This window comes from Mucilaginibacter sp. P4_E8, assembly GCF_056401495.1.
In genome coordinates this window covers 1-696 of record NZ_JBFUJG010000439.1, presented here as the reverse complement: position 1 = coordinate 696, position 696 = coordinate 1, and the positions used below count along the sequence as shown (strand labels likewise).

Here is a 696-nt window from a genome sequence, read left to right as displayed (position 1 = left end):
ATATAATGCAGGATAGATGAAAAAAAGCGCGTTTTCATAATAATATTTAAGCTCGGCATCAGTTTTATAGCCCAATAAAGTTATATTCTTATTATTTTCCAATAACTCATAAAGCTCCTTATCCTCGGTAAAGATTTGATTGTTTGCTCCAATTAATAACAGTGAAATATCTGGGTTATTTAATTTACAAAAAGCTTTTATTAGTCGCTTTAAATTTTTTCGTGGATCAATTGACCCTACTGAAAGGATATATGGTTTCTCTGGTAATAAAGGCTCGGTTAGGTTAGTTGGTTCTGATACTTTAAAAGGGGCATTATAGATCACCGTGATTTTTTCTTCGGGAATACGAAAATGCTTTATGAGTTCTGATTTTGAAAATTCACTTACCGTAAGTACATGTTTTGATTTGTTTGCCAGTATTGGTAAAAATGTTTTATATGAATTTCTGAAAGCAAAACTATGCCAGTTGCTATTTAAAAAAGCAAGGTCATGAATTGTTACAATTTGATTTTTATAAAATAATGGCCCGGTACTGCATAATCCTAAAAGCAAAGGGTTTCCTTTCTTTTTTAAAAAAAGAGGTAAATCATATTGCTCCCATGGATGTCCGGTACCTTTGCCTACATTAATAAGTGGATAATTTTGAGGGATTGAATAGTTTGCTCTGATTGAGGGTATATTTACCAATCCTTGCAC

The 696-nt window shown here is 31.9% G+C and carries 1 protein-coding gene; it reads right to left on the bottom strand.

Features of this window, described 5'->3' with window-relative positions:
• Nucleotides 1-696: glycosyltransferase family 4 protein (locus AC1DRQ_RS31995; RefSeq protein ID WP_477430262.1), on the bottom strand; the 696-nt coding region annotated here is incomplete at both ends.